The 19,614-nt window shown below is 69.2% G+C and carries 18 protein-coding genes; 12 read left to right on the top strand and 6 right to left on the bottom strand.

From position 1 onward, the window contains the following. Window positions 1–110: 110 nt before the first annotated feature. Both OU415_RS14880 and OU415_RS14875 read right to left on the bottom strand, forming a co-directional pair. Window positions 111–1,079 carry a glycosyltransferase family 2 protein gene (locus tag OU415_RS14880; RefSeq protein WP_270949343.1) on the bottom strand — a complete coding sequence of 323 codons (969 nt, stop codon included), beginning with the start codon at window positions 1,077–1,079 and terminating at the stop codon, window positions 111–113. After that, window positions 1,076–2,782, bottom strand: a complete 1,707-nt coding sequence (locus tag OU415_RS14875; RefSeq protein ID WP_270949342.1) for a hypothetical protein — start codon at window positions 2,780–2,782, stop codon at window positions 1,076–1,078. The genes OU415_RS14880 and OU415_RS14875 overlap by 4 nt, the downstream gene beginning before the upstream one ends. 409 nt (window positions 2,783–3,191) lie before the next feature. Between OU415_RS14875 and rplU the strand changes: the two genes are divergently transcribed. From rplU to proB, 4 genes are all read left to right on the top strand, one after another. Continuing rightward, a complete protein-coding gene (rplU, locus tag OU415_RS14870; protein WP_270949341.1) occupies window positions 3,192–3,500 on the top strand; it encodes a 50S ribosomal protein L21 in 309 nt (102 codons plus the stop codon). 14 nt (window positions 3,501–3,514) lie between these two features. Further along, window positions 3,515–3,772, top strand: coding sequence for a 50S ribosomal protein L27 (rpmA, locus tag OU415_RS14865; protein WP_270949340.1), 258 nt, complete (start codon window positions 3,515–3,517; stop codon window positions 3,770–3,772). 140 nt (window positions 3,773–3,912) lie between these two features. Next, window positions 3,913–5,409 (top strand): GTPase ObgE, encoded by a 1,497-nt coding sequence (obgE, locus tag OU415_RS14860; RefSeq protein WP_270949411.1) that lies wholly within the window; start codon window positions 3,913–3,915, stop codon window positions 5,407–5,409. Continuing rightward, the gene (gene proB, locus OU415_RS14855) at window positions 5,406–6,527 is read left to right on the top strand and encodes a glutamate 5-kinase (protein WP_270949339.1); all 1,122 of its coding nucleotides are present in this window, start codon (window positions 5,406–5,408) and stop codon (window positions 6,525–6,527) included. The genes obgE and proB overlap by 4 nt, the downstream gene beginning before the upstream one ends. Before the next feature lie 60 nt (window positions 6,528–6,587). Here proB and OU415_RS14850 read toward each other — a convergent pair whose 3' ends face one another. After that, a complete protein-coding gene (locus tag OU415_RS14850) occupies window positions 6,588–7,865 on the bottom strand; it encodes an MFS transporter (protein WP_270949338.1) in 1,278 nt (425 codons plus the stop codon). A gap of 230 nt (window positions 7,866–8,095) precedes the next feature. Further along, window positions 8,096–8,314, bottom strand: coding sequence for a zinc finger protein (locus tag OU415_RS14845; protein ID WP_270949337.1), 219 nt, complete (start codon window positions 8,312–8,314; stop codon window positions 8,096–8,098). 288 nt (window positions 8,315–8,602) lie between these two features. On the opposite strand from OU415_RS14845, the gene OU415_RS14840 reads away from it, so the two are divergent. From OU415_RS14840 to OU415_RS14830, 3 genes are all read left to right on the top strand, one after another. Continuing rightward, complete coding sequence (locus OU415_RS14840; protein ID WP_270949336.1) at window positions 8,603–9,454, top strand: helix-turn-helix domain-containing protein; 852 nt, start codon at window positions 8,603–8,605, stop codon at window positions 9,452–9,454. After that, window positions 9,451–9,648: a DUF397 domain-containing protein gene (locus tag OU415_RS14835; RefSeq protein ID WP_408641849.1), complete on the top strand. Its 198-nt coding sequence runs from the start codon at window positions 9,451–9,453 to the stop codon at window positions 9,646–9,648. The genes OU415_RS14840 and OU415_RS14835 overlap by 4 nt, the downstream gene beginning before the upstream one ends. A 126-nt stretch (window positions 9,649–9,774) precedes the next feature. Next, entirely contained in the window at window positions 9,775–11,406 is a 1,632-nt protein-coding gene (locus OU415_RS14830; protein WP_270949335.1) for a DUF885 domain-containing protein, read from the top strand. 4 nt (window positions 11,407–11,410) lie between these two features. Here the strand turns inward: OU415_RS14830 and OU415_RS14825 are convergent, their stop codons facing one another. After that, window positions 11,411–13,531 carry a RecQ family ATP-dependent DNA helicase gene (locus OU415_RS14825; RefSeq protein ID WP_270949334.1) on the bottom strand — a complete coding sequence of 707 codons (2,121 nt, stop codon included), beginning with the start codon at window positions 13,529–13,531 and terminating at the stop codon, window positions 11,411–11,413. A 101-nt stretch (window positions 13,532–13,632) separates the two neighbouring features. Here OU415_RS14825 and OU415_RS14820 point away from each other — a divergent pair, with 101 nt between their 5' ends. From OU415_RS14820 to OU415_RS14800, 5 genes are all read left to right on the top strand, one after another. Then, window positions 13,633–14,952 carry a glutamate-5-semialdehyde dehydrogenase gene (locus OU415_RS14820; RefSeq protein ID WP_270949333.1) on the top strand — a complete coding sequence of 440 codons (1,320 nt, stop codon included), beginning with the start codon at window positions 13,633–13,635 and terminating at the stop codon, window positions 14,950–14,952. A gap of 122 nt (window positions 14,953–15,074) precedes the next feature. Then, window positions 15,075–16,280, top strand: coding sequence for a cytochrome P450 (locus OU415_RS14815; RefSeq protein ID WP_270949332.1), 1,206 nt, complete (start codon window positions 15,075–15,077; stop codon window positions 16,278–16,280). A 28-nt stretch (window positions 16,281–16,308) separates the two neighbouring features. Beyond that, window positions 16,309–16,530: a ferredoxin gene (locus OU415_RS14810; RefSeq protein ID WP_270949331.1), complete on the top strand. Its 222-nt coding sequence runs from the start codon at window positions 16,309–16,311 to the stop codon at window positions 16,528–16,530. A gap of 345 nt (window positions 16,531–16,875) precedes the next feature. After that, entirely contained in the window at window positions 16,876–17,484 is a 609-nt protein-coding gene (gene nadD, locus OU415_RS14805; RefSeq protein WP_270949330.1) for a nicotinate-nucleotide adenylyltransferase, read from the top strand. Window positions 17,485–17,772: 288 nt separating this feature from the next. Continuing rightward, window positions 17,773–18,441 (top strand): YdcF family protein, encoded by a 669-nt coding sequence (locus OU415_RS14800; protein ID WP_270949329.1) that lies wholly within the window; start codon window positions 17,773–17,775, stop codon window positions 18,439–18,441. Between the two features lie 456 nt (window positions 18,442–18,897). On the opposite strand, the gene OU415_RS14795 is transcribed toward OU415_RS14800, so the two are convergent. Then, window positions 18,898–19,614 (bottom strand): hypothetical protein (locus OU415_RS14795; RefSeq protein ID WP_270949328.1); only part of this gene is annotated, 717 nt, incomplete at its 5' end.

The raw sequence follows: 19,614 nt of genomic DNA, 5'->3' as shown, positions 1-19,614 counted from the left end.
GTTACGCATCAGTAGTCGATCAGCGGACCGGTCGTTGCGTCAACCACAGTTTCAATTGAAACTGTGTTCAGTCGTGACTGAAACCTGCAGTTCGAAAAGGTGCTGCGGGATCAGGCGGCGGAGGCCTTCACCGGTGTCTGATCAGCCACGAGGACCTCGACGTCCCGGTCCCGGCCCGTGCGGTGCAGCACTAGCTCGGCGAGCAGGCCCACCGAGATCATCTGGACCGCGAAGATCTCCAGCAGGATGCCCAGCGTCAGCAGCGGCCGGGTACCGATCGGCTGGTCGGTGAACATCCACACCCCGGTCAGGTACAGCAGGATCAGCGTGCCGATCGTCCCGGCCAGCATCCCGAGTCCACCGAACAGGTGAGCCGGGCGCCGCCCGTAGCGGGTCAGCGCGACGACCGTGAGCAGGTCCAGCGCGCCGCGCAGGTAGCGCTCCAGGCCGTACTTGGACTTGCCGTGCAGGCGCGCCCGGTGGTGCACGGGCTGCTCGACGACCCGGTAGCCGAGCTGGTGCGCCAGCGCCGGGATGTAGCGGTGCAGCTCGCCGTACAGCGGAACCCGCCGGTAGACCTCGGTCCGGGCGGCCTTGAGCCCGCAGTTGTGGTCGGACAGCTTCAGGCCGGTGATCAGCCCGGTGAACCAGTTGAACACCTTCGACGGCAGCCGCTTGCCCAGCGGGTCCTGGCGGTTGGCCTTGTGCCCGCTGACCAGGTCGGCACCGGCGTCCAGCTCGGCCAGCAGCCGGGGGATCTCGGCCGGGTCGTCCTGCAGGTCGGCGTCCAGCGTGACCAGCAGCTCGCCGCGGACCTCGGCGACCCCGGCGGCCAGCGCGGCGGCCTTGCCGAAGTTGCGGCGCAGCCGGATGCCGCGGATCCGCGGGTCCCGCGCCGCGTGCTCGCTGATCACCTGCCAGCTGCCGTCGGTGCTGCCGTCGTCGACGACCAGCAGCTCCCAGCTGCGGTCCTGCTGCTCCATGGCCTCGCTGATCTCGGCGAACAGCCGCGGCAGGTTGTCCTGCTCGTTCTTCGCCGGGGTGAGCAGCGAGACCTGCGGTAAGGGGGTTTGCGTCATGACGCGACCTGCGGACTTTCGGTGAGGGGCCGGATCCACCAGCCGTCGGGGAAGTGGAAGGCGACGCGCAGCAGACCCGGCTGGGCCGGCGCGACCGCTTCGAAGCCGAGCCCGATCTCGATGCCCGGGGTCTGCGATTCGGCGTCCGAGCGCGGGATGTCGACGACGCCGCCGCCGATCACCGTGCCGCTCTGGTCGAGCACCGCGACGCAGCTGGCGCGCTCGATGCCGGAGATCGCCCAGCCCTTGAGCATCCGCGCCCCGCCCTGGACCTGGTCGGTCTCGACGTTGAGGATCACGTCCCGGCCGTCCGGGCGGGGTTCCCGGAACGCGCCTTGGCTGGGTTGGCGCCAGTTCGCGGTGCTGACCCGGTCGCCGAGCTCCAGCCCGTCGGGGCAGTTGAGGGTGAACTCGGGGGAGAACGGGTAGTGGCCCAGCGCCTGCAAGCGCGGCAGCAGGCGGTCCGGCTCCGGGAACCGGTCGGTGAAGGCGTCCGGGTGCCCGATGCGCGCGGCGATGGCGAGCAGGTCCTGGTTCGGTGCGTCGGAGCGGACGCTCTGCGCCATCGGCGCCCCCAGCGCCACGGTGGCCAGCACGGTGCCCGCGACGGTGACGGTGCGCAGCTTCGGCAGCCTGGGCCAGGCGACCACGATCACCAGCAGCGCGATCCACAGCGCGGCGGTCATGCTGTTGTACCGGCTCTGCAGCCCGGCCGTTTCGCCGAACGCGGCGCGCGAACCGGAGATCATCACCGCGCACCCGAGGGCGTACACCGCGAGCCCCCACCAAGGTGCGGCGTTGCGCCGCTGCTCCGGCGTCTGCTGCTGCGCGTGCATCACCAGCGCGGCGATCCCGGCCACGCCGGCGATCAGGGCGATCGCCGGTTCGGTGCCGGTCCACACCATGCCGAGCATGCTCAGCCCGGCCAGCAGCGCCTGCGCCGGGTCATCGGTGGGAGACGCGCCTCCGCCGCCCTGCGGTCCGCGCAGCACCAGCCAGGCGGCGACCACGACCAGCCCGACCGCCATCGGGGCCGCCACCCACTTGCGCCGGTCGCCGCGCAGCCAGGCCAGCAGGGACAACGCGGGCCAGACCGCGAACGAGGTGCCGTAGCTGATCGAGGCGAGCAGGCCGAAGACGATCGCCCACAGTCGGTGGTGGCGCTGCATCGCCAGCAGTGCCGCGAGCACCAGCATCAGCGCGAGGATCCAGGACGCACCGCTCATCGAGCGCACGTAGTTGTGGATGCCGTGCGGGTTGAACACCAGCGTCGAGGTGGCCGCGACCAGTCCGGCGCGCTGCCACCGGTTGAGCTCCTTCGGCAGCATCGCCCACACCAGCAGCACGCTGATCACGCCGAAAGCGATGATCACCAGGCCCAGCGGTTGGTTCAGGCCGTGGCCGTACCGGGCGCTGAGCCAGAACAGCAGGCTGGGGAGCACGAACGGGTGCTCGTTGCGGAAGCCCAGCAGCGCCTCCGGGCGCAGCGTGCCGTCGTCGTTGGTGAGGTCCAGCAGCACCCACCAGTAGTCGTAGAAGTGCATCTGCGGGTAGCGCAGGACTTCCCGGAGCATCAGCAGCGGCGGCACGATCGCCGACAGCCCGAGCAGGAGCGGTCCGAACCGCTGCACCGGGCCGGGGCGCGGCGAGGTTCCGGAGTCGGAGCGATCGTCCAGCTCCGCCCCCGGTGCGATGTCAGTCACGAGGTGTTTCCCCAGATCAAGTAGAACGGCGACCTACCGTAGCAAGCGATCGGACAAGTCCGGCACCTTCTTTCGGATGGCCGATTTGACCTCGTCCGGAGGCCCGTCTTACGCTGTCGCGGCTCGCCTGTCGCCGGCTTTCCAGTCGTGCGCCCCGCGTGGTGCGGCCCCGCCCGATCGGGACCCGGAACGCGGACTGTATGATGGGTGAGAACTTCTCGCCGCCGGACGGGCGGAGAGGTAAAACGCCTGTTTCGAGCGGTGCTCCGCGCTGCCTGGGACGGGAACCCCACCGAGGCGCTGCACCAGCGGCGTGGTAGGAATCCTCGATCCGTTTCGGGTCGGGGTGGACGTCCGCCGCAGACCTGGTGAAAGTAGCGAGAACCGAGCAGCAGGAGACTTCCGACTCATGTACGCGATCGTCAAGACCGGCGGCAAGCAGTACAAGGTGGCTGTCGGGGACGTCGTCGAGGTCGAGAAGCTCGAGGGCGAGCTGGGCTCCGAGGTCAGTTTCCCGGCACTGATGGTCGTCGACGGTACCGACGTCACGACCGACGCCGATGCGCTGGCCAAGGTGTCGGTGACCGGCAAGCTGGTCGAGCAGACCAAGGGCCCCAAGATCCGCATCCACAAGTTCAAGAACAAGACCGGATACCACAAGCGACAGGGTCACCGCCAGAAGCTGACCCGCGTCGAGGTCACCGGCATCAACAAGTGAGGACCTGAGTAGTCATGGCACACAAGAAGGGCGCATCCAGCTCTCGGAACGGCCGCGACTCTAACCCCAAGTACCTCGGGGTGAAGCGCTACGGCGGCCAGGTCGTCAAGGCCGGTGAGATCCTGATCCGTCAGCGTGGCACCAAGTTCCACCCGGGTCTGAACGTGGGTCGCGGCAACGACGACACCCTGTTCGCGCTGTCCGCCGGCACCGTCGAGTTCGGACGGTACCGCGGCCGCAAGGCCGTCAGCGTGAAGCCGGCCGAGGCCTGATCCGGCTCTCGGCTGCGAGTACTTCCCGACGAGGGGCGGGTCCGGCTAGTCCGGTCCGCCCCTCGTTGCTGTTTTTCCAGACCTGATCGCGGATCAGGTTCGGCGCGTTCTACCGCCGGGCACCGCTCGGCTTGATCTTCCTGGAGGCATTCGTGTCGCGGTTCGTTGACCGCGTGACCATCCACGTCGCGGCTGGCGACGGAGGGAATGGCTGCGCCTCGGTGCACCGGGAGAAGTTCAAGCCGCTGGGCGGGCCGGACGGCGGCAACGGCGGCAAGGGCGGCGACGTGCAGCTCGTCGTCGACCCCAACGCGCACACCCTGCTGGACTTCCACTACCGCCCCAACGCGCGGGCGACCAACGGCAAGCCGGGGCAGGGCGGCATGCGCAACGGCGCCCAGGGCGAAGACCTGGTCCTGGCGGTCCCGGACGGCACCGTCGTGCTGACCCCGGACGGCGAGGTGCTGGCCGACCTGGTGGGCAACGGCACCACGTTCGTCGCCGCCGCCGGTGGTCGCGGTGGTCTGGGCAACGCGGCGCTGGCGTCGAAGGCTCGCAAGGCCCCGGGCTTCGCCCTGCTCGGCGAACCGGGTGACGAGGCCGAACTGGTGCTGGAGCTCAAGTCGGTCGCCGACGTGGGCCTGGTCGGGTTCCCGTCGGCGGGCAAGTCGTCGCTGATCTCGGTGCTGTCCGCAGCGCGTCCGAAGATCGCCGACTACCCGTTCACGACGCTGGTGCCCAACCTCGGCGTGGTCACCGCGGGCGAGACCGTGTTCACCGTGGCCGACGTGCCCGGGCTCATCCCGGGCGCCAGCGAGGGCCGCGGCCTGGGCCTGGACTTCCTGCGCCACATCGAGCGCTGCGCCGTCCTGGTGCACGTCGTCGACTGCGCCACCCTCGAGCCGGGCCGCGACCCGATGTCCGATGTGGCGGCGCTGGAGAACGAGCTCGCCCAGTACACGCCGGCGCTGAAGGCCGAGCAGGGCGGCGTCGACCTGGCTGAACGCCCGCGCATGGTCGTGCTCAACAAGATGGACGTGCCGGACGCCCGCGAGCTGGCCGACCTGGTGCGCGCCGAGGTCGAGGAGCGCGGCTGGCCGGTGTTCGAGGTGTCCACCGCCTCCCGCGAGGGCCTGCGCGAGCTGAGCTTCGCGATGGCCGCCGAGGTCGAGCGCTACCGCGAGCAGCTCCCGGAGCCGGAGGCTGCGCGCGTGGTGGTGCGCCCGACCGCGGTTGACGACGGCGGGTTCACCGTCGAGGAGGACCCCGAGTTCGAGGACGCCTACGTGGTGCGCGGCGAGAAGCCCGAGCGCTGGGTGCGGCAGACCGACTTCGCCAACAACGAGGCCGTCGGCTTCCTGGCCGACCGGCTGGCGAAGCTGGGTGTCGAGGAGGCGCTCGCCAAGAAGGGCGCCGAGCCGGGCAGCCAGGTGACCATCGGGAACATGACCTTCGACTGGGAGCCGTCGACCCCGGCGGGCGTGGCCGGTGTGATGGGCCGCCGCGGTACCGACCTGCGCATGGAGCAGGACGACCGGATCTCCGCCCACGAGCGCAAGGCCGCGAAGAAGGCCCGGCGCAGCTCGCTGGACGAGTTCGGCCAGTTCCGCGAGGGGGCCGGCGGGGAGGACGCGTGAGCGACGAGCTCTCGGCCACCCGGCAGGCGGTCGCGACCGCGCAGCGGATCGTGGTGAAGGTCGGCTCTTCGTCGTTGACCACCACCGAAGGCGGTCTGGACACCGATCGGCTGGCTGCGCTGGTCGACGCGGTGGCCAAGCGCGTGGCGTCCGGTTGCCAGGTGGTGCTGGTGTCCTCGGGTGCGATCGCTGCCGGCCTCGCGCCGCTGGGACTGCGGCGCAGGCCGCGGGACCTCGCGACCCAGCAGGCTGCCGCGAGCGTCGGCCAGCAGGCCCTCGCGCACGCCTACATCGAGTCCTTCTCGCGCTACCAGCTGACGGTCGGCCAGGTGCTGCTGACCGCGGAAGACGTGATGCGCCGAGGCCACTACCGCAATGCCCAGCGCACCTTGCACCGCCTGCTGGGACTCGGCGCGGTGCCGGTGGTCAACGAGAACGACACGGTGGCCACCACCGAGATCCGCTTCGGCGACAACGACCGGCTCGCCGCCCTCGTCTCGCACCTCGTCGGTGCCGACGCGCTGATCCTGCTGTCCGATGTGGACGCCCTGTACGACGGAGATCCCCGGCACGGCGGCGCTTCGGTGATCAGCGAGGTCAACGGGGACGCGGACATGATCGGCGTGCGCGCGGGCAGCACCGGCGCGTCCGGCCTCGGAACCGGTGGCATGGCGTCCAAAGTGGGCGCCGCCAGGGTCGCCTGCTCGTCGGGCATCCCGGTCCTGCTGACTTCGTCCGCGAACGCGGAGCGCGCGCTCGGGCTCGCCGACGTCGGAACCGCCTTCGCGGCGACCGGCAGCAGGTTGTCGGCCCGCCGCTTCTGGCTCGCGCACGCGGCCGACGCCAACGGGCGCCTGTGGCTGGACGACGGCGCGGTCACGGCAGTGGTCAAGAAGCGCCGTTCCCTGCTGGCCGCGGGAGTCACCGCGGTGGAGGGCGCTTTCGACGGCGGTGACGTGGTGGAACTGGTCAACCCGGCGGGCGACGTGGTGGCCCGCGGAGTGGTCGCCTACGACGCGGCGGAACTCCCCGAGCTCATCGGCCGCTCCTCCCACCAGCTCCCCCCGGAGCAACGCCGAGAGGTGGTCCACGCGGACGACCTCGTCCCGCTCCGCTGACAGAACAGGAGAAGGGCACCCCTGGCGCAGCCGGTCAGAGGTGCCCTTCGCCGGATCGGATCAGCGGAGTTCGGTGCCCTTGGTCTCCGGGAGGGTGCGGATGACGAAGAAGGCGATCGCCGCGCCGACCGCGATGTACCAGAAGAACAGCGACGACAGCTCGTAGCGGGCCAGGGTCTGGATGACCAGCGGCGCGGTGCCGCCGAAGATCGCGACGGTCAGGTTGTACCAGGCGCCGATGCCCAGGCCGCGCAGTTCGGTCGGGAACAGCTCGGACATGATCGCCGGGGCGATCGACGTCATGGCGGTGTAGAGCGTGATCCCGACGCAGAAGACCACCAGCAGGTTGCCGAAACCGGGGCGGACCAGGCTCGACAGCGGCACGATGAGGATGGCCGTGGCCGCCGACCAGATCAGCAGCTGCGGTTTGCGGCCGAAGCGGTCCGACAGCGCGCCGACCGGGTACTGCAGGGCGATGAACAACGCGGTGGCGATCGACAGCGCCAAGAACACGTCCGTCGCATCGGCGCCGCGGCTGTTCACCGCGAACGGGGTCAGCGCGCTGAAGAACGTGTAGTAGCAGAGCGTCGAGAGCATGGAGAAGCCGACGAGCTGCCCGACCGCCTTCGGGTGCTGGGTCAGCGTCGTCCACAGTGGATTTTTCAGCGCCTTGGCCTTGACCTGGTTCTCCTCGAACTGCTCGGTCTCCTCGAGCGTGCGGCGCAACCAGATGCCCGCCAGGCCGAGCACGCCACCGATCAGGAACGGGATGCGCCAGCCGTACTCGGTGAGCTGTTCCTTGGTCAGCAGCGCGGTCAGCACGTAACCCAGCAGCGACGCGATGAGCAGCGCGGAACCGGTCGAGATGTAGAAGAACGCCGAGTACCGACCGCGCTTGGCGGACGGGGCGATCTCCGCGAGGTACGCCGAGGCGTTGGAGACCTCGCCGCCCAGCGAAAGTCCCTGGCTGACCCGGGCGAGGACGAGCAGGATCGCCGCGGCCCAACCGATCGTGTCGAACGTCGGCAGCAACCCGATCACCAGTGAGCCGCCGGCCATCAGCGAGATGGTCACCAGCATCGCGGTCTTCCGGCCGCGCAGGTCGGCGAACCGGCCGAGCAGCCAACCACCCAGCGGGCGGAAGAAGAACGCCAGCGCGAAGGTGGCCAGGGTGTTGATCAGCGCGAGCTCGCCGGGGAAGAACGCGTGCGCGAAGTAGACGCTGAACGCGGTGTAGACCGTCCAGTCGTACCACTCCACGGCGTTGCCGATGCTCGCTGCGACCAAAGTGCGCAAGGGCAGCCGGGATTCGCCGGTCGTCGCCGTGCCTTGGGACATCGCATCCTCCGGTGTCGTGGCAGGACGCCCGCGTCCGGCAGGCATGTCGATGCGCACCGGACCTCGAACGGGTGAACGACACAGTACGGTCTGGATCGCCCGTTCGGAAGATCCGAATTCAACCAGTGAGAAGCCCTTGCCCCCGGTGGCCGGTTCGCGTGGCGGTGCCCGTGCCGGGGTGTTGAACGTCTTCGGCGGTTGGAAGACGCAGGCGCGGCGAACTGGTGGGGTCAGCCGGGGACTATCGGGGTTCCGGCCAGCTCGTGGGCGCCCTTGTTGCACTCCGGGCAGGTCGTCCAGAGCCAGGCCACGTCGGAGTTGTCCGCGGTGATCTGCGTGCCGCACAACGTTTCGATCTGGACGTCGTCCGGAAATCCGCCCTTCGGGCGGGGTTTCAGCGTGGCGTGCCGCTGACCTTCGCCGGGTTGCCAGCGAAACGGGTGTGGCATGTGCGATCACCGCCTGTTCCAAGTCGACCGGAGGCGACCGCCGCGGGCGGGGTGCCTCCTGGCAGCCGGGTTCGGTGGCGAGACGGCGGTAGGACCGCGGAACCGGATTGCCGCGCGCCTCGCGCCACCGCGGGTGCGGCGCTCGTCGCTGCGGCATCGGGGGGTGTCCGCATGGTGTGCTCCTGACCGGTCGTCGTCGCGCGTACCATTCTGCTGGTACTGAAACGGGGGGCCAATTACCTGAACAGGTAGTAGTTACCGGGGCAGAATTCTGTTTCGCTGTGTTTCATGACCCGTACCACCGGCGGTACGCCGAAGGCCCGCGCGCTCGGCGCTGAGCTGCGTGAAGCCCGGGAAGCGGTCGGTCGGAGCCTGCGTGCGCTGGCACACGAGCTCGACACCAACCACGTCAAGCTGATGCGGTACGAAACCGGACGTTCCGTACCGTCACCGGAAGTGGTTGCTGCTTTCGTGACCGCGCTGGGCGTTTCGGCTACTGAACGTGATCGACTCGTGGAGATGGCGCGCGACGCCGACGCACCCAACTGGCTCACCGCGGACCGGGCGGGGGTGCGCCAGGAGCTGACCGCGCTGATCGAGTTCGAGCGCACTGCCACCCGCATCACCAACGTCGCCACCGGACTGGTCCCCGGCCTGCTGCAGACCTCCGACTACGCGCGGGCGGTGATGCGCGGAAAACCGGTCGGAGAGGTCGAGAAGCTGGTGCTCATGCGCCTCGGCCGCCGCGAGGTGCTAGCCGCCCGCGACGCCCCGCAGCTGACCGCGATCATCAGCGAGAACGCGCTGCGCGAGCCGATCGGCGGGCACGCGGTGATGGCCGAGCAGCTCCGCAAGGTGGCCGAGCTCGGCGAGTGGTCCAACATCGACGTCCGGGTGGTGCCCAGCGGCCTCACGACCTGGCACCCCGGGCACGTCGGACCGTTCGTGGTGTTCGAGTTCCCCAAGGCCCAGCCGATCGTCCACTTGGAGCACTACCGCTCCGCCGCGTTCCTCTACAACCCCGGACTAGCGCAGGAATACCTCGACGCGATCACTACCCTGCTCTCGATCGCGATGGACGACGTCGAGTCGATCGCGTTCATCACGAAGTGTGCGAACGAGATGGAGGCTCTTGCGTGATTACGGCACAGCCGGTCGGTTGGCGGAAGTCGAGCAGGTCGGCGCAGGAAACCGACTGCGTCGAGGTCGGCCGCTGCGGTGACGGTGCGGCGGTTCGCGACTCCAAGCACCGGGCGGGCGGGTACTTCACCGCTTCCGGTGCGCAGTGGCGATCCTTCGTCGCGGGGATCCGCGCAGGTCGGTTCGACGGCTGACCACCGCGGTGCCCCGCGGGGAGGGGGCACCGCTGAACCGGCCGAGTGCCGGAAAGTCCCTGAAAAATACGCGGTTTCGGCACCGACCGAGTGAAAATGCGTTGACCGCAGCAGCAGACTGGGCTCATGACGACAGTGCGCGAGCTGGCCGATGACGCCCTCGAACTGATCGCCGCCGCGGATCCGCTGAACGAGCTGCTCCAGGGGTTACCGGGCACCGGCGACCGCCTCAACGACCTGTCCGAAGCAGCCGAGCGCTCGATCCGCGATCGCGCGTGCCGCATCGTCGAGACCGCTCGCCGGATCGAGGCCACCGGCGAGGACCGGATCACGCTCGGCGTCGTGGTGCAGCAGGCGGAGTCCGTCATCACCAGGATCGACGCCCGACTCGTCGAGCACACCGTGCACGACATCGAGGTCTCACCGCTGGGGAAGTTGCTGGATCTGCTGCCCAGCACGCGGCCGAGCGGTGCGCAGCAGGAGCAGGACTTCCTGGCCAGGCTCGCCGCGATCCCGCAGTTCCTGGCCGATGCCGCGGACCGCCTCCGAACCGGTCTCGCCGCTGGCCGGGTGCCGATCGCCCGCCGCGTGCGGGCCGCCGTCGCATACCTGGACGCGCACTTGGCCGCGCCTGAAGCAGACCCGCTGCACCAGGTTCCGCTGGAGGCCGCGGCGGAACGCGACAGGCTGCTCGCCGAGGTGGTCCGGCCTGCCTTCGCCGCGTACCGCGACGTCCTGCGCACCGAGGTCCAGGACCACGGGCGGCCCGACGAACGCGCCGGGCTGTGCTGGCTGCCGGACGGCGCCGCGACCTACGCGGCGTTGGCCAGGATGCACACGACGACCGACCGAACCCCGGAAGAGCTGCACCGGACGGGTCTCGAGCTGATCGCCGAACTCGCCGAGGAGTACGCGGAGATCGGATCGCGGGTCTTCGGGGTGAGCACGGCCGCCGAGGTCCAGCATCGGATGCGCACCGATCCCGCGCTGCTCTGGTCGAACGGGCCGGAGCTGCTGGACGCGGCCAGGACCGCGATCGAGCGGGCGGAGCGCGCCGCACCGGAGTGGTTCGGGCGGTTGCCGGCCCTGCGCTGCCAGGTCGAACCGGTCCCGGCCGATCGGGGACCGAACGCGTCCGCCGCGTACTACTTGCCCGGTCCGATCGACGGTTCCAGGCCCGGGACCTACTACGCGAACACGCACCTGGCCGAGCAGCGCCCGCGCTTCCTCGCCGAAGCCACCGCGTTCCACGAAGCCGTGCCCGGGCACCACGTCCAGATCACCCTCGCCCAGGAGCTGACCGGGGTGCCGAAGATCCGGCAGTTCGCCTGGGTCAACTCCTACATGGAGGGCTGGGGCCTGTACGCGGAGCGCTTCGCCGACGAAGCCGGTTGGTACACCGACGACGTCGCCCGGCTCGGCATGCTCGCGATGGACTCGATGCGCGCGGCGAGGCTGGTGGTGGACACCGGCCTGCACGCCTTCGGCTGGCCCCGGCAGCAGGCGGTGGAGTACCTGCGCGCGAACGCGGTGATGCCCGAGGTCGAGATCCAGTCCGAAGTGGACCGCTACCTCGAGGCGCCGGGGCAGGCGCTGTCCTACATGGTCGGCAGGCTGGAGATCCAGCGCCTGCGCGAGCGCGCCCGGGAAGCGCTGGGCGCGGCCTTCGACCTGCGGGAGTTCCACGACGTGGTGCTGGGCAGCGGGACGCTCCCGCTGCCCGTCCTCGACCTCGTCGTCGCCGACTGGACCGGCTAGCGCGTCAGCTCGTGGTGGCGAGGGTGAAGGGCAGCACCGAGGGCGCACCGGCCTGCCGGAGCAGGCGGCTGACCACCGTGATGGTCCACCCGGTGTCGGCGTAGTCGTCCATCAGCAGCACCGGTCCGTCCAATGCGGACAGCTTCCCGGCGAGCTCCTCCGGCACCTTGAACTGCTGCCACAGCGAAGCGACGTGCTGCGCGCTGTTGGTGGCGCGGCGCGGCGTCGTGTTCGGGTTGGTCAGCACCTCGCCGAGCAGCGGCAGGCGCCCGATGCCCGCGATCTTCTGGGCCAGGCTGCGCACCAGCTGCGGGCGGGTCCGCGAGCCGAGGGCGACCACGCCGACCGGGCGCTGCCCCCAGTCCCACGCGGCCAGCACCTTGATCGCGGCCTGGAACAGGTCCTCGGGCAGCTCCTGGTCGGGTGCGCCGGTGGCGAGCAGTTCGCGGAGGCGGTTGCCCCACCCGATGTCGGTGAGCCGGCCAACGGCGCGCCCGGTGCCCGCCTGCTCGTCGGCGGGCAGCTTCCCGGACAGCGACACGCCCAGGGCGTCCATGCCGCTGGGCCACATCTTGCGCGGGGTGACCTCGACGCCCGGCCTGCGCAGCCGCTCCTCGGCCTGCTGGACCGCCTGGTCGTCGACGTCGCCGGAGTAGCCCGATCCGGTGCAGTTGTCGCAGCGCCCGCACGGCTCGGCGTGCGCGTCGTCGAGCTGCCGGCGCAGGAACTCCATGCGGCACGAGGACGTGCCGATGTAGTCGATCACCGCCTGCTGCTCGGACTTCCGTTCGGCCGCGATGCGCCGGTAGCGCTCGGCGTCGTACTGCCAGGGCTCGCCGGTGCTCTCCCAACCGCCCTTGACCCGCTGCACCGCACCGTCGACGTCGAGGACCTTGAGCACCATCTCCAGCCGGCTGCGGCCGAGCTCCACGTGCGGTTCCAGCGCGGCCGTGGACAGCTTCCCGTGCTGCGCCAACGCGTCGAGCACCGCGCGCACGGTCGGTTCCGGCGGGAACGCCAGCGACGCGAAGTAGCTCCAGATCTCGCGGTCCTCCGGGCCGGGCAGCAGCAGGACCTCGGCGCGCTGCACACCGCGCCCGGCGCGGCCGATCTGCTGGTAGTAGGCGATGGGGGAGGACGGCGCCCCGAGGTGCACGACGAACCCGAGGTCGGGCTTGTCGAAACCCATGCCCAGCGCGGAGGTCGCCACCAGCGCCTTGACCTTGTTGTTCAGCAGGTCGGATTCCGCCTGCTGCCGCTCGGCGGTGTCGGTGCGGCCCGAGTAGGAGGCCACCTCGTAGCCCTGATCGCGCAGGTAGGCCGAGATCTCCTCGGTGGCGGCCACCGTCAGCGTGTAGATGATGCCGGATCCCGGCAGCTCCTTGAGGTGGCTGGCCAGCCAGCCGAGCCGGGCCTCGGCGGTGGGCAGCTGCACGACGCCCAGCCGCAGGCTCTCGCGGTCCAGGGTGCCGCGCAGCACCAGCGTTTCCTGCGGGTCGGTGTACTCGCCGCCGACGCCGAGCTGGTCGGAGACGTCCTGCACGACGCGGTCGTTCGCGGTGGCAGTGGTGGCCAGCACCGGAACGCCTTCCGGCAGCTCGGTCAGCAGGGTGCGCAGCCGCCGGTAGTCCGGGCGGAAGTCGTGGCCCCAGTCGGAGATGCAGTGCGCTTCGTCGACCACGAGCAGCCCGGCGTTCTGGGTGAGCTCGGGCAGGATCGTGTCCCGGAAGTCGGGGTTGTTCAGCCGTTCCGGGCTGACCAGCAGCACGTCCACCTCGCCCGAGGCGACCTGCTCCTCGATGTCGGCCCACTCCTCGGGATTGGCCGAGTTGATCGTCGCGGCGTGCACGTCGGCGGCGGCCGCGGCCTCGACCTGGTTGCGCATCAGCGCCAGCAGCGGCGAGACGATGACGGTCGGTCCCTCGCCGAGCTCGCGCAGCAGCGCGGTGGCGATGAAGTACACGGCCGACTTGCCCCAGCCGGTGCGTTGCACGACCAGCGCGCGGCGGCGCTCCAGGACCAGGGCGCGGATCGCGCTCCACTGGTCCTCGCGCAGTGTCGCCCCGGGTCCGGCGAGGGCGCGGAGTCGTTCGTCGGCGAGTTCGCGAAGCGCCTGTTCATCCACGCCCCGATTCCTACCGGACGGCTCCGACGTGCGTCGTCCGGGGGCTGGGACGCGCGGAAATCCGGTGTCTGACCATTGGGGGAACGGATTAGTCTGGGCGCGTGACCACCACTACAGACAGGGCGACCGGTGAGCAGCTGAAGGACCAGGTCCTCGACGCTGCTCGGCGGGCGAAGCGGGCGGCCGCCGAACTCGCGCAGGCCACCCGGAGCACCAAGGACGAGCTGCTGCACGCGATGGCCGATGCGCTGGTGAAGCGCGGGCCGGAGATCCTCGCCGCCAACGAGCGCGACGTCGCCAACGGCCGCGAGTCCGGCATGCCGGAGGGCCTGATCGACCGGCTGAGCCTGAGCACCGAGCGCATCGAGGCGATGGCCGACGGCCTGCGCACGGTCGCCGGGCTGCCGGACCCGGTGGGCGAGGTCGTGCGCGGCAACGTGCTGCCCAACGGTTTGCAGCTGCAGCAGGTCCGGGTGCCGCTGGGTGTGGTCGGGATCGTCTACGAGGGTCGTCCGAACGTCACGGTGGACGCCGCCGGGCTCACGCTCAAGGCGGGCAACGCCGTGCTGCTGCGGGGTTCGTCCTCGGCCGAGAACTCCAACACCGCGCTGGTCGAGATCCTCTCCGACGTGGTCGTCGAGCACGGTCTGCCCGCGGATTCGGTGCAGCTGCTGCCGTGCCACGACCGGGCCTCGGTGCAGCACCTGATCACCGCGCGCGGTCTGGTGGACGTGGTGATCCCGCGCGGCGGGGCCGGGCTGATCTCGGCGGTGGTGCAGAACGCGACGGTGCCCGCGATCGAGACCGGGGTGGGCAACTGCCACGTCTACGTGGACGCCAGCGCCGACATCGACACCGCGCTGCGCATCCTGCTCAACTCCAAGGCGCGGCGTCCCAGCGTGTGCAACGCCGCGGAGACGTTCCTGGTGCACGAGGACATCGCGGCCGAGTTCCTGCCGCGCGCGCTCGCCGAGCTCCACGGCGCTGGCGTGACGGTGCACGGCGACGAGCGGGTGGTGGCCGTAGGCGGCTCGAACGTGGTGGCCGCGACCGACGAGGACTGGGACGCCGAGTTCCTGTCCCTGGACATCGCAGCAGCAGTGGTCGACTCGCTGCCTGCCGCGGTCGAGCACATCCGCGAACACGGCTCCGGGCACACCGAGGCCATCGTGACCAGCGACGTCCGCGCGGCGCGGCAGTTCACCGCGCAGGTCGACGCGGCGGCGGTGATGGTCAACGCCTCCACCGCGTTCACCGACGGCGGTGAGTTCGGGATGGGCGCGGAGATCGGCATCTCCACGCAGAAGCTGCACGCCCGCGGTCCGATGGGGCTGCCGGAGCTGACCTCGACGAAGTGGCTGGCCTTCGGCGACGGGCACGTGCGGCCGGGAAGCGCCCCGGCGAACCAGAGCTCCTGCTGAGCTGATCGGGGGCCCGCGCCGCGACCACGGCGCGGGCCTTCGTTCCGGTTCCGAGCATCCCGGTTGCTGCGTACGGTGAATTCGTAAGCATCGCTTGCTAACGAGTCCACCGGGAGCTGTGCATGCCCACCACGGAACCGCGGACCTACCCGTTCAGCGAGATCGACGAGCTGGACCTCGATCCCCTCTACGCCCAACTGCGCGAGCAGGAACCGCTCAGCCGGATCCAGCTGCCCTACGGCGAAACCGCGTGGTTGGCGACCCGCTACGAAGACGCCAAGACGGTGCTGGGCGACCAGCGGTTCAGCCGAGCCGCGGTACTGCACCACGACGTGCCGAGGATGCGGCCGAACGCCCCGTCCGGCGGGCTGCTGACCATGGACCCGCCCGAGCACACGCGTCTGCGCAAGCTCGTCGCCAAGGCCTTCACCGCACGCCGCGTCGAACAGCTGCGCCCGCGCACCGAAGAGATCGCCAACGGCCTGGTCGACGGCATGCTCGAGCGCGGTGCCCCGGCCGACCTGGTCGAGGACTTCGCGCTGCCGCTGCCGATCACCGTCATCTGCGAGCTGCTCGGCGTGCCCTACGCCGACCGCTCGGACTTCCGGGTGTGGTCGGACGCGTTCCTGTCCACCACCAAGCTCAGCCCGGAGCAGGTCACCGACTACATCGACCGGATGCTGGGCTACATGGCCGGGCTGGTCGCCGAGCGCCGTGCGGAACCGGCCGACGACCTGCTCAGCGCGTTGATCGCGGCCCGCGACGAGCAGGACAAGCTGTCCGAGGAAGAACTGGTCCGGTTGGCGGCCGGGATCCTCGTGGCCGGGCACGAGACCACCGCCACCCAGATCCCCAACTTCGTCTACGTCCTGCTGACCCATCCTGAGCAGCTGGCCGATCTCCGCGCGGACCTCGACGGCATCCCGCAGGCGGTGGAGGAGCTGATGCGCTTCGTGCCGCTGGGCAGCGGCGCCGGATTCCCCCGGTACGCCACCGAGGACGTCGAACTGGGCGGGGTGCTCGTGCGCGCGGGCGAGCCGGTCATGGTCAGCGCCGCGGCCGCCAACCGCGACGAATCGGTGTTCAGCGATCCCGAACTGCTCGACCTGACCCGCCAGGAGGCCTCGCACATCGGCTTCGGGCACGGTCCGCACCACTGCCTCGGAGCCCAGCTCGCGCGGATGGAACTGCAGGTCGCGCTGCGCACGCTCCTGACGCGGCTGTCGGGGTTGGACTTCGCGACGTCTGCCGAGGACGTCGAGTGGAAGCGCGGAATGCTCGTCCGAGGCCCTCAGAAGATGCTGCTGACGTGGCAAGGTGACGAGTGATCTCCCCCATATCCGAAAGAGGTGGCGAATGAGCTGGTCGATCGAGATCGACGCGAATACCTGCATCGGCAGCGGCATGTGCGCCGGGGTCGCCCCGGATCACTTCGAGCTGGAGGAGGGCTACTCGGTCGCGAAGGAGTCGCAGGTGGAACCGGCTGACGAGGTGGTCGACGCCGCCGAGTCGTGCCCGGTCGAGGCGATCCTGGTCAAGGACGTCGAATCAGGCCGCGTGGTTGCCCCGGAAGAGTGACGCAGGACACATTCGAGGTCGCGTCATAGCCCTCAGGTCACGGGGTCACACCGGTGCGCGCCTGAAATACGGCAGCGCCCGCGAACCGAGGTGGGCCCCCAGCCGCCGAGGTTCGCGCAGGGCTGCGGGGCCCGGCTCAGGGGGGAGCTTGGGCCGGGCTCCGCAGTCGGCGGGGCCGTGCGGCCTGGCCTGGGAGGGGGGAGCCCCAGGCCGGACCACACGGTTGATGAGGGGCGTGGAGCCCGGCCTGGTTGAGGGGCTGGGCCGGGCTTCACGGGTGCCGTGCGACACGTCACGCCGCCCCAGCGAGCGTTGCGGGCAGGTGCCTTTCTAGGCTTGGCAGCTATGTCTCGTCGCCGGATCGGGGTCATGGGTGGCACCTTCGATCCCATTCACCACGGCCACCTGGTGGCTGCCAGCGAGGTGCAGGCCCAGTTCGGCCTGGAACAGGTGGTCTTCGTGCCGACCGGGCAGCCGTGGCAGAAGAGCCACGAAGCGGTCAGCCCCGCCGAGGACCGCTACCTGATGACGGTGATAGCCACCGCCTCGAACCCGCGATTCCTGGTCAGCCGGGTCGACATCGACCGCGCCGGCCCGACTTACACCGCGGACACCCTCACCGACCTGCACGCCGAGTACCCGGACGCGGATCTGTACTTCATCACCGGCGCCGACGCGCTGGAGCAGATCCTGTCCTGGCACCGGGTCGACGAGATGTTCAAGCTGGCGCACTTCATCGGCGTGACGCGGCCGGGCTACTCGCTCAACGGCGCGCACCTGCCGGCCGGCGCGGTGTCCCTGGTGGAGATCCCGGCGATGGCGATCTCGTCCACCGGTTGCCGCGACCGCGTCCGAGCCGGGCTGCCGGTCTGGTACCTGGTCCCGGACGGGATCGTGCAGTACATCTCCAAGCGAGGCCTCTACCGCGAACTCACCCCGGAGTGGGGTCCGTAGCAGGGAAAACGCCCCAACGCGAACGGGGTCAGGTCGCACCGGTACGAATCCGGTACAACCTGGCCCCGTCGGCTAGCCGATCCGCGGCACGGTGCCGAGAGATCAGGGAACGCCGACACACGCGTTACGAGCTACTACCGGCCGGGGAACCGGTCGTGATCCTGAACCGGGTGACATCCACTGCAAGTGGCCGGGTGGTCGAATTCGCCCGTGCTGTGCACTCGGCTTCGCGGTTTGCCTGGTCGTACAGCTTCAAGATCCCCGACTGAGCTGAGGCAGAGAGCTGCGATGAACGCACCGACAGTGGAAGTTCCGGGGAGCCTGCGGGCGGATGTAGGGCAGCTGTGGGACTACCACGACCTCCACCATGAGGTTCGCCCCTGCGATGTAGGTGTGGGCCTAGGCGGCCACGATCTCGGTGTGGCTGATCACGTCGTCGACCTCTACCGGGCAGGGCGTTTTCCGCTGATCGTGTTCACCGGTGCGAACGCCCCGACGACGGCGGGCCATTTTCCCCGGGGGGAAGCTGTGCACTATCGCGAGCGCGCCATTGAGCTCGGGGTTCCTGACTCGGCGATCCTGGTCGAGCCGCGGGCGACCAATACGGCTGAGAACATCGAGTACACCCGGGAGCTGCTGGGGTCGAAGGGTATTCCCGTTAGCTCGTTGCTGTTGGTGTCGCGTCCCTACCAGCAGCGTCGAGCGTTCGCCACAGCTAAGAAGATCTGGCCAGAGGTCGAGATCGTGTGCAGCTCGCAGCGCTTGCCGTTGGACGAGTACGTGCGTGCCATCGGAGACGTCAGCCGGGTGATCAACATGCTCGTTGGGGACACCCAGCGCATCACCGTCTACGCGGAGCGCGGGTTCGCGATCCCCCAAGACGTGCCGCCGGAAGTTGACGCCGCGTACCGCCGACTCGTTGACGCTGGCTACGTCTCCAGGCTTGTCCCCGCTTAGGGCGTCCGCCTACCGCAGCACTCGTGTTCAGAGTTTCTTTCCTTTCATCAAGGGCGGCCCCTGCAGGGCCGCCTGCCTGCTGTTTTCCTGGCCGGGCCAGCGGGGCCGCCGGGCCCCCGCCTCTGGCACCCCCGCGTCCCGGGCTGACGGGAAGGCAGGCGGCCCCGCACCGCTAGAAGGCGCCCGCTGAACCGCAAAAGGATGTCCTCGCCGGACGGGCAGGTCTCCAGGGTGAGGGTTCAAGATCGAACGCTGCGGTTTGGTCGTGGCTGCTCTGTCCTCACCCCATCGACCTCCCACAGGGCTATCAGGCCGCGTCAAGAGGGCAAGCTTCTGCCGGTACGTCATGTTGGCATCGCCGGTTGCCCTCTTGACACAGCCCGATCGGTCTTCGAGAGGTCGACGGGGTGAGGACAGAGGCCCTCCCTTGTAGGGGCACCTGAGGGCAATTAAGTGTCAGTCGAAGAAACGTTCAATCAGATTCCAGAAAAGCGAATTTATCTTATTACCGACTTTGTCGTCGGTGATGTATTTAACAACGGCGGCCGTAATTGTCGCCCCGATCACGGTGGCGATGTTTGCCAAGGAGAATATATTGCTTATCAGCTTTCGGTTGACTGACCTTCGGTATCGTCGGGCCTCCTTTCTTAGTTCTTTGGAGTAGGATTCGGGTGCCGAAATGTCAAGGGGCTCGATGCGTTGGAACCTGAAGTGCCTCTGTAGATAGAGATCGTAACTGCGAATCAGGGCCCGGCGCCTCTCGATAGAAAAGGGATCTTCAGCTGTCCAGAGCATGACACGGCCGAGGCGGCTCCATCGTTCATCGTCGTATCTGTCGCTTTCTTCGCCTGCTTCGGAGCAAATTTCAACCGATACAAGGTATGCGCCCTGTCTGAGTGCCCGACGAGCGCGCAGCGCCATCTCTGCGTGGCCAATTTCATCAGGGTGAGCACACGAGTCATCTTCCACTTGATATGCCAACTCATCGTACTTGGGAACTGGAGGAAGAAGTGACAATGTTTGGTAAATTATCTCTTCAACGCTCCCCCCGTTACCGTTTTCGTGGCTCTGATCAAGAGCCCTGGTCGCCAGGCCTGGCATGACTTTGTCCCCCAGTCGAACGGATGATCCGGGGGGTGGTGTCACCAGGCCTGGTGGCATCGGTGGACCGCT

This window comes from Saccharopolyspora oryzae (genome assembly GCF_027853915.1).
GTDB lineage: Bacteria > Actinomycetota > Actinomycetes > Mycobacteriales > Pseudonocardiaceae > Saccharopolyspora > Saccharopolyspora oryzae.
Note: the sequence above shows the minus strand (reverse complement) of the source record. Positions and strands in the feature narration are given on the sequence as shown.

What these genes read in the sequence shown, in the direction of transcription:
- OU415_RS14800 (WP_270949329.1), top strand. Translation starts at nt 17,773, where the DNA reads ATGAACGCACCGACAGTGGAAGTTCCGGGGAGCCTGCGGGCGGATGTA.
- OU415_RS14830 (WP_270949335.1), top strand. Translation starts at nt 9,775, where the DNA reads ATGACGACAGTGCGCGAGCTGGCCGATGACGCCCTCGAACTGATCGCC.
- OU415_RS14840 (WP_270949336.1), top strand. Translation starts at nt 8,603, where the DNA reads ATGACCCGTACCACCGGCGGTACGCCGAAGGCCCGCGCGCTCGGCGCT.
- rpmA (WP_270949340.1), top strand. Translation starts at nt 3,515, where the DNA reads ATGGCACACAAGAAGGGCGCATCCAGCTCTCGGAACGGCCGCGACTCT.
- nadD (WP_270949330.1), top strand. Translation starts at nt 16,876, where the DNA reads ATGTCTCGTCGCCGGATCGGGGTCATGGGTGGCACCTTCGATCCCATT.
- rplU (WP_270949341.1), top strand. Translation starts at nt 3,192, where the DNA reads ATGTACGCGATCGTCAAGACCGGCGGCAAGCAGTACAAGGTGGCTGTC.
- OU415_RS14810 (WP_270949331.1), top strand. Translation starts at nt 16,309, where the DNA reads ATGAGCTGGTCGATCGAGATCGACGCGAATACCTGCATCGGCAGCGGC.
- OU415_RS14815 (WP_270949332.1), top strand. Translation starts at nt 15,075, where the DNA reads ATGCCCACCACGGAACCGCGGACCTACCCGTTCAGCGAGATCGACGAG.
- OU415_RS14880 (WP_270949343.1), bottom strand. Translation starts at nt 1,079, where the DNA reads ATGACGCAAACCCCCTTACCGCAGGTCTCGCTGCTCACCCCGGCGAAG.
- OU415_RS14845 (WP_270949337.1), bottom strand. Translation starts at nt 8,314, where the DNA reads ATGCCACACCCGTTTCGCTGGCAACCCGGCGAAGGTCAGCGGCACGCC.
- OU415_RS14850 (WP_270949338.1), bottom strand. Translation starts at nt 7,865, where the DNA reads ATGTCCCAAGGCACGGCGACGACCGGCGAATCCCGGCTGCCCTTGCGC.